Origin of the sequence: Flavobacterium sp. UBA4854 (assembly GCF_002399805.1) — a bacterium.
In the GTDB taxonomy this organism is placed as follows: domain Bacteria; phylum Bacteroidota; class Bacteroidia; order Flavobacteriales; family Flavobacteriaceae; genus Flavobacterium; species Flavobacterium ginsengisoli.
Map to the genome: position 1 here is coordinate 11,221 of NZ_DHEI01000132.1, position 1,138 is coordinate 12,358.

The 1,138-nt window shown below is 33.0% G+C and carries 2 protein-coding genes; both read right to left on the reverse strand.

What is annotated here, in order from left to right:
- Positions 1-530, reverse strand: a 530-nt coding sequence (locus tag B3J44_RS19075) for a transaldolase family protein (RefSeq protein ID WP_286970650.1), incomplete at its 3' end; no start/stop codon positions are given.
- A gap of 167 nt (positions 531-697) precedes the next feature.
- Positions 698-1,138: SDR family NAD(P)-dependent oxidoreductase (locus B3J44_RS19080; RefSeq protein WP_286970656.1), on the reverse strand; the 441-nt coding region annotated here is incomplete at its 5' end.

Below are 1,138 nucleotides of genomic sequence, written 5' to 3' on the forward strand. Positions count from 1 at the left end.
TTTACAATGTGCATTGTGTGACGTACAGAAGCTGCTAAAATTTGAGTTTCGTAACCGTAGTTATCATAAACTTCTCTAATTTCTTGAATCAAATTCAATCCATCAGTAGAAATATCATCTAAACGCCCCACGAATGGAGAAACAAACGTTGCTCCAGCTTTTGCAGCCAAAAGCGCTTGTCCTACAGAGAAAACAAGAGTAACGTTAGTTTTAATTCCTTTATCAGAAAAATATTTTGCTGCCATAACACCTTCCTTAGTCATAGGAAGTTTTACAACAATCTGCTCATGTAATTCAGCTAACTCCTCACCTTCTTTAACCATACCTTCAAAGTCAAGAGCGTTAACTTCTGCACTTACATCACCATCAACAAGATTGCAAATGTCAACATAATGCTTAAGGATGTTGTTTTTTCCAGTAATTCCTTCTTTTGCCATTAATGACGGATTAGTTGTTACACCATCCAAAACACCTAAAGCTTGTGCTTCTTTAATTTGAGCTAAATTAGCTGTGTCTATAAAAAATTTCATAATTTGTTTAATTAAAAATGGTTTGTTCGTATTTATAAATTTCTTTTCAAATAAATTCTTTTAAAGAAATCTAGCTGCAAAATTACAAAATCAATACCAATAAAGATTTTAAAATTAAAACCATTTTAAAATTATATGTTAAAAATAAGTGTATTTTTTACATTTTTCTACAGCTCATAATGATTCATAAGCATTTTCTCATACATTTTATCTGGAAGTGCACGTTTTAAAACAATCGAAAACTTTTGCATAAAAGCGCCTACTTTGTAATGAACGTTAGGTTTTTTAGTCTGAATGATTTTATAAACCGCTTCTGCCATTTCATTAGGATTGCTTCCTGCATCAACATGATCATTCATTGTTGCCAGAACATCTCCATATACTTTTTCGTAAGCTGAATCTTTAATTACTGGCGCATGATAACGTCCTGCAGCAATATTGGTTGCAAAATCTCCTGGTGCAACATTTGTAATTTCGATACCAAAAGCTTTCACTTCCATCCTTAAAGCCTCTGTAATTAACTCTAAAGCTCCTTTCGACGCAGAATACACACTTCTGTACGGAAGTCCCATATAACCGGCAATCGACGTAATATTAATAATAAGCCC